The following is a 6,401-nucleotide window of genomic DNA, read 5'->3' on the forward strand; positions in this document are numbered from 1 at the left end:
CCGCACGAGGCGTTGTCGGCCACGGTGTCTTCGATCTTGATCTTCCAGTCCTGGATGCGCGAATCGACGATCTCGAAGCAGGCCATCACGCCCTCGGTGGCGGCCAGCACGTCGGCGGCGGTGACGCCCGGACCCTTCAGGGTCTTCTTCAGGATGAAGGCGATCTCGCCCTCGGCCTTGGGCTGGATCAACGTGTTCGCGGGAATGGCCTCGCCTTCGTTGTAGACCATGCCGTCGGTGAGCCAGCCGAAGTCGGGCTGGAACACGCCCAGCATGTTCATCACGGCGGCGCTGGTGACGCCGATTTTCTTGCCGACCACGCGCTCGCCGGCGGCCAGGCGGCGCGCGAGCATGCGCTGCTGAATGGCGTAGGCGTGTTCGATGGTGATGTCGGGGTGGCGGCCGGTGAGCGGCGCCACGGTGCGGCGCGCCTGCAGCGCTTCGTAAAGCTCGTCACCCAGCGATTCGATCTGTGTGGTGTTCATGGTTCACTATTTATTTGATAGCTGTCAGCGTTTACGCAGTAAGCGCTAGCGGCCTTTTTAGTCAAATTCAGAGCTTGATGCAGACGTTCTGCAGCTCGGTGTAGAACTCCAGCGAATGCACGCCGCCCTCGCGGCCGATGCCCGACTGCTTGGAGCCGCCGAAGGGCGTGCGCAGGTCGCGCAGGAACCAGCTGTTGACCCAGGAGATGCCCACGTCCATGCGCTGCGCGACGCGGTGGGCGCGCGATACGTCGCGCGTCCAGATGGCGGCGGACAGGCCGTAGACGTTGTCGTTTGCCTTTTGCAGCACCTCGTCCTCGCTGTCGAACGGCGCGATGTGGCAGCAGGGGCCGAAGATTTCTTCTTTGATGACGCGCGCCGTCTCGGGCAGGCCGGTCCAGATGGTGGGCTGCACCCAGCAGCCGTGCTGCAACTCGCCGGGCATGTCGGGCACGCCGCCGCCGGTGACCACGGTGGCGCCCTCGGCCACGGCCAGCTCGTAGTACGACAGCACCTTGGCCTGGTGCTCCTTGCTGATCAGCGGGCCCAGCTTGGTGTCGGCGTCTTCGGGCACGCCGATCTTCCAGCCCTCGACCTGCTTCTTCAGCTCGGCGACGAACCGGTCGAAGATGGGACGCTCGACGTACACGCGCTCGGTGCCCAGGCAGACCTGGCCGCTGTTGACGAAGGCCGAGCGCAGCGTGCCCTCGATGGCGGCGTCGAAGTCGCAGTCGGCAAACACGATGGCGGCGTTCTTGCCGCCCATCTCCAGGCTCACCGGGCGCGCGCCGTTGGCGGCCGCCTTCATGATGACTTCGCCGGTGCGCGTTTCGCCCGTGAAGGTGATGGCGTCGACGCCCGGGTGCGTGGTCAGGAATTCACCCGCCGAGCCGGGGCCGAAGCCGTGCACCACGTTGTAGACGCCGGGCGGAATGCCGACCGCATTCATCACCTCGCCCAGCAGCGCCGCGGTGCGCGGCGTTTCCTCGGATGGCTTGACCACCACCGTGTTGCCGCAGGCCAGCGCCGGGCCGACCTTCCAGGTCATCAGAAGCAGCGGCAGGTTCCACGGGCAGATCACGCCGACCACACCGACGGGCTTGCGGTAGCCGTAGTTGATCGCGCCCCGGCCGTCGGGCGTTGCCATCTCGAAGAACTCGGTGGACACGTTCTTCACGACGTCGGCAAACACCTTGAAGTTGGCGGCGCCGCGCGGAATGTCGATGTGCGAAGCGAGGCTCCTGGGCTTGCCGGTGTCGGCGCACTCGGCTTCGAGGAATTCATCGAAGCGGCGCGTGATCTCGGCCACCAGGGCTTCGAGCAACTCGACGCGTTTGGCCAGCGGCATCGCGCCCCACGGGCCCTTGAGTGCGGCGCGCGCGGCGGCCACGGCGGCATCGACCTCGGGCTTGCCGGCCTCGGCCACCTGGCCGATGACGGCGTTGGTGGTGGGCGTGCGGTTGTCGAACCACTTGTTGGTGGCGACGAATTCGCCGTTGATGAAGTTCAGGATCTTGGGCTCTAGCATGTCACTCTCTCTTGGTCGGAAGGGGCCGCGCTGGTTCAGCCCTGGGCCGGTTTGTCCTGCGGCGCCTGCTGCTCGCGCTGGGCGATATTGGCGAGGATTTCGGCGCCCCGGTTGGCGGCCGACAGGCCGCGGAACAGGAAGCACAGGTTGATCGTGTCCTGCATCTCGTGCCAGGAGGCACCGGCGCGGCGCGCCGCAATGCCGTGAAGGATGGCCGCGTCGCTCGCGTCCATCAGCAGCATGCCGAACAGCATCAGCTGCGCCGTCTTGGTGTCGAAGCTTTTCGGGTACATGCCGTGGGCGCGCATCTGCTCCTGCAGGTCCAGCATCGTCGGGTCGAGTGCGCCGGTCACGTTCAGGCGCGCCTCGATGCGGGGCGGCACGAAGCCGAGCAGCTCCTGGTAGATCTGGCCGCGCTCTTCGCGGCTGGCCACGGGGTCGGCGTATTCGCCCATGGCTTTGCGGACGGTATCGACGTTGACGCGGGGAGGGATCATGGAAGTCTTTCGGTGGTGGAACGCAAGGGGAGGCCGGCGCGGGTGCGGCGCGCGGTCATTCGGGCGTGATCTTGGCTTCGCGCACCATGGCGCCCCAGCGCTTGATCTCGCCGTTCACGAAGGTGCGAAAGCGCTCGCCCTGCAGCGACTGGATCTGCACGCCGTTGGCACGCAGCGCATCCTGCACCGGCTTTTGCGCCATTACGCGCGCAAATGCGGCATTGAGCTCCTGCACAACGGCAGCGGGCGTGCCCTTGGGCACAAACACGCCGGCCCAGGTGGCGGCTTCCACGCTGGGCAGGCCTAGCTCGGCAAAAGTCGGCACATCGGGCAGCGCGAAGTGGCGCTCGGGCGCGGCCACCGCGAGGGCGCGCAACTTGCCGGCGCGCACGTTCGGCAAGGCCACGGAGATGGTGTCGAACATCATGTTCGTGTTGCCGCCCAGCAGGTCCATCGATGCCGGCGCGCCGCCCTTGTAGGGCACATGCACGAGCTGCACCTTGGCGGCCTTTTCGAACATCACGCCGGCCAGGTGCAGCGAGGTGCCGGCGCCGGCCGAGCCGTAGGTCAGCTTGCCCGGCTCGCGCCGCGCTGCCTCGATCAGCTCGGGGACCGAGCGCGCGCCCTGCGCCGCGTTGACCACCAGCACATTCGGCACCGCGCCCCACAGCGAGATGGGCTCGAAATCGGCCGCCGCGTCGTAGGGCAGGCTGGCAAACATCGCAGGATTGGCGCCGTGCGTGGCCGAGGTGCCCACCAGCAGCGTGTAGCCGTCCGCAGGTGCCTTGGCCACCAGCGCGGCGCCGATGTTGCCGGCGGCGCCCGGCTTGTTGTCGACGATCACGGTCTGGCCGAGCTCGCGGCCCAGCGCGTCGGCGACCGGGCGTGCCATCGCATCGATCGCGCCGCCTGCGGCAAATGGCACCACCATCTTCACCGGGCGCTGGGCGTATTTCGGCGCCTGCGCATGCACGCTGCCCCATACCAAGCTGCCTGCCAGCAGTACCGCGGCGCAAACGCCGTTGCGTCGGGAAAAAGTCCGGTGTGTCGCCATGTGTCTTGTCTCGCTGGTGTTGTGGTGGATGCCGCTGCTGCCACACGGGCCAGCCCTGTTTCGGGCCGTTATCGCAGCGGTCTGGCGCAAAGATACGGTACCGCCTGCGATACTGTCCAATACCTTATTCTCTAAAATCAATACCTTTAAGGTATTCACAAACGGGGTAAAAACATGGACCTGCGGCAGATGAAGTACTTCCAGGCCCTCTGTGAAGAGCTGAACTTCACGCGGGCCGCAGAGCGCCTGCACATGGCGCAGCCGCCCCTGACGCGGCAGATCCGCGGCCTGGAAGACGAGCTCGGCACCCCGCTGTTCGTGCGCACCGCCAAGGGCGTCGAATTGACTGCCGCCGGGCAGGCGCTGCGGGACGAGGTGCCCAACATCCTGTCGCTGGCGCAGCGTGCGCGCGAACGCGCGCAGCGCGCCGGGCAGGGCCTGATCGGCCAGCTCGACGTGGGCATCTTCGGCTCGGGCGTGCTCGACGTGATCCCGCGGCTGCTGGCGGCCTTCCACCGGGCGCGGCCCGAGGTGCGCATCGAACTGCACAACCTCACGAAGGCCGAGCAATTGCAGGCGCTGCGCGAGCGCCGCATCACCATCGGCTTCAACCGGCTGGTGGCCCCAGAGCCCGGCCTGGAGGTGCTGGCCGTGCTGCAGGAAACGCTGGTGGTCGGCCTGCCAGAGACGCATCCGCTGTGTGCACGGCCAGAGATCACGCTGCGCGATCTCGATGGCGAGCCGATGATCGTCTACCCCAACGCCCCGCTGCCCGGCCTGGCGCAGGAGGTGGCCACGGCGTTTCACCGCGAGGGCATCCGCCTGAACGTGGTGCAGGCCGTGGAGGATGTGCTGACCTGCGTGGCCCTGGTGGCGGGCGGCTTTGGCAGCTGCATCACCACCCAGTCGGCCACCAGCCTGCGCTTGCCGGGCGTGGTCTACCGGCCGCTGCGCTCGCGCTACCTGCGCGACATCGAACTCAGCTGCCTGTACCGCAGCGATGACACCTCGCCCGTGCTGTCGGCCTTCCTGGACGTGGTGCGCGCGTTTGCCGACAAGCAACACATCGGCGAGACCCCGGGCGGGCGTGGGTGAACCACTGCCTCCCTGGACGCATGCGCAGCGGTGGTACGCTGCTGAAACCCGTTTGCATTCAACGCGATTTGAGACGGTGCTGTGCTCTGCGCAACATGCCGCCAGCACCGTTTTCAAGTCTTGTGTTGAAGTGTGAAGCTTTCTTGTCCGCTCCCTGCCAGCCCATGCTCCAGTACCTCACCGTCCCCGTCACCCCGTTCCAGCAGAACTGCTCCATCGTCTGGTGCGACGCCACCCTGAAGGCCGCCGTCATCGATCCCGGTGGCGACCTCCACACCCTGCTCGGCGAAGTCGCGCGCCTGGGCCTCGCGCTCGAACAGATCTGGCTCACGCACGCCCACATCGACCATGCGGGCGGCACGGGCGAACTGGCCGAGCGCCTGTGCTTGCCCATCGTCGGCCCGCACCCGGGCGACCAGTTCTGGATCGACGGCCTGCCGCAGCAAAGCGCGATGTTCGGCTTTCCGCCCGCGCAGCCCTTCACGCCCACGCGCTGGCTGCACGACGGCGACAGCGTGCAGATCGGCGATGAGACGCTGCAGGTGCGCCACTGCCCGGGCCACACGCCCGGCCATGTGGTGTTCCATGCGCCACAGACCGGGCGCGCGTTTGTCGGCGACGTGCTGTTTGCCGGCAGCATCGGCCGCACCGATTTTCCGCAGGGCAACCACCAGCAGCTGATCGACAGCATCACCGGCCGCCTGTGGCCGATGGGCGACGCCACGGTGTTCATTCCGGGCCACGGCCCCGAGAGCACGTTCGGGCGCGAGCGCGCCAGCAACCCGTACGTGGGCGGAACCTGACGGGTTCTGTGCTTCTGGTTTGATAGCTGCTGGCGCTTGTCCACCAAGCGTTTGGAGCCCAAAAGACGCTCAGTCGCGCGGGCCGCACCGGCGCCGCGCAGGCACCGGCGCCCGCAGCGGCCGTCTTATTTCTCGACGAACGCGCGCTCGATCACGAAGTCGCCTGGGCGCGTGGTGTTGCCTTCCTCGAAGTCGGCATGCTCGAGCAGGTGCTTGAGGTCGTGCAGCATCTCGGGGCTGCCGCAGAGCATCACGCGGTCGGTGACCGGGTCGAGCGGCGGCAGGCCCAGGTCGGCAAACAGCTTGCCGCTCTTGATCAGGTCGGTGATGCGGCCCTGGTGGCGGAACGGCTCGCGCGTCACCGTCGGGTAGTACTTGAGCTGGGCCGTGACCATCTCGCCGAGCAGCTCGTGCTGGGGCAGCTCCTGCGTCAGGTAGTCGTGGTAGGCCAGTTCGTTGGCGTGGCGCACGCCATGCACCAGCACCACTTCCTCGAACTTCTCATAGGTCTCGGGGTCGCGGATTACGCTCAGGAACGGCGCCAGGCCCGTGCCGGTGGACAGCATGTACAGGCGTTTGCCGGGCAGCAGATAGTCGATCAGCAGCGTGCCCGTGGGCTTCTTGCCGACGACGATGGTGTCGCCCACCTGGATGTGCTGCAGCTTGGAGGTGAGCGGGCCGTCGGGCACCTTGATGCTGAGGAATTCGAGGTGTTCCTCGTAGTTGGCGCTGACGATGCTGTAGGCGCGCAGCAACGGCTTGTCGTTGACCTTCAGGCCGATCATCGTGAAGTGGCCGTTGGAGAACCGCAGCGCGGTGTCGCGGGTGGTGGTGAAGCTGAAAAGCCGGTCGGTCCAGTGGTGGACCGATAGCACGCGTTCTTCAAGAAATGCGCTCATGGTGGGTAGGCTGAGGGTGTGAGAAACAGATTCCGGCGGC

At 66.9% G+C, this 6,401-nt stretch carries 6 protein-coding genes and 1 pseudogene; 2 read left to right on the plus strand and 5 right to left on the minus strand.

Annotated features, from left to right (window positions below):
• The 4 genes and pseudogenes from B2J89_RS20165 to B2J89_RS20180 all read right to left on the minus strand — a co-directional run.
• Positions 1 to 485 (minus strand): annotated as a pseudogene (locus B2J89_RS20165) (2-oxopent-4-enoate hydratase); the annotation flags it as partial.
• 67 nt (positions 486 to 552) lie between these two features.
• On the minus strand, positions 553 to 2,013 hold the full coding sequence (locus B2J89_RS20170; RefSeq protein ID WP_169170655.1) for a 2-hydroxymuconic semialdehyde dehydrogenase: 1,461 nt from the start codon (positions 2,011 to 2,013) through the stop codon (positions 553 to 555).
• A 35-nt stretch (positions 2,014 to 2,048) separates the two neighbouring features.
• Positions 2,049 to 2,510 carry a carboxymuconolactone decarboxylase family protein gene (locus B2J89_RS20175; RefSeq protein ID WP_169170656.1) on the minus strand — a complete coding sequence of 154 codons (462 nt, stop codon included), beginning with the start codon at positions 2,508 to 2,510 and terminating at the stop codon, positions 2,049 to 2,051.
• A gap of 55 nt (positions 2,511 to 2,565) precedes the next feature.
• Positions 2,566 to 3,564: a tripartite tricarboxylate transporter substrate binding protein gene (locus tag B2J89_RS20180; protein WP_169170657.1), complete on the minus strand. Its 999-nt coding sequence runs from the start codon at positions 3,562 to 3,564 to the stop codon at positions 2,566 to 2,568.
• Between the two features lie 174 nt (positions 3,565 to 3,738).
• On the opposite strand from B2J89_RS20180, the gene B2J89_RS20185 reads away from it, so the two are divergent.
• Together B2J89_RS20185 and B2J89_RS20190 are read left to right on the plus strand one after the other, a co-directional pair.
• Positions 3,739 to 4,659 (plus strand): LysR substrate-binding domain-containing protein, encoded by a 921-nt coding sequence (locus B2J89_RS20185; RefSeq protein ID WP_169170658.1) that lies wholly within the window; start codon positions 3,739 to 3,741, stop codon positions 4,657 to 4,659.
• A gap of 164 nt (positions 4,660 to 4,823) precedes the next feature.
• On the plus strand, positions 4,824 to 5,462 hold the full coding sequence (locus tag B2J89_RS20190) for an MBL fold metallo-hydrolase (protein WP_169170659.1): 639 nt from the start codon (positions 4,824 to 4,826) through the stop codon (positions 5,460 to 5,462).
• Between the two features lie 125 nt (positions 5,463 to 5,587).
• Here B2J89_RS20190 and B2J89_RS20195 read toward each other — a convergent pair whose 3' ends face one another.
• A complete protein-coding gene (locus B2J89_RS20195) occupies positions 5,588 to 6,361 on the minus strand; it encodes a ferredoxin--NADP reductase (protein WP_169170660.1) in 774 nt (257 codons plus the stop codon).
• Positions 6,362 to 6,401: the final 40 nt, after the last annotated feature.

This window comes from Acidovorax sp. SRB_24, from assembly GCF_012931925.1.